The 286-nt window shown below is 42.0% G+C and carries 1 protein-coding gene; it reads left to right on the forward strand.

The window, feature by feature from the left end; translation table 11 throughout:
* Window positions 1–286: AMP-binding protein (locus CWC16_RS19560; protein WP_138542699.1), on the forward strand; the 286-nt coding region annotated here is incomplete at both ends.

A 286-nucleotide genomic window follows, 5' to 3' on the forward strand; every position in this document is an offset into this window, starting at 1 on the left:
GCTAGTAGAATTACATAAATCACTACTTAATCAGATGGCAGCTAACGAAACCATTGTGTTAAACAACTCTCTCATAGCGCTATCCCGATTAGATGGCCAAAAGTGTAAATACACAAATACATCTATCGATAGGCTCATTGTTCGACTTGCACAAAGCTCAGCCGACAGCACTGCGTTGATAAGTCCCTATGAGTCACTCACCTTTGCTGAAGTCAAAACCCGTTCAGACCGCTTTATCGCCAATATGCAATCACAAGGCTTAAAGCGTGGACAAAAAGTACTTCTG

The sequence above is a fragment of the Pseudoalteromonas sp. S3776 genome, from assembly GCF_005886915.1.
In the GTDB taxonomy this organism is placed as follows: domain Bacteria; phylum Pseudomonadota; class Gammaproteobacteria; order Enterobacterales; family Alteromonadaceae; genus Pseudoalteromonas.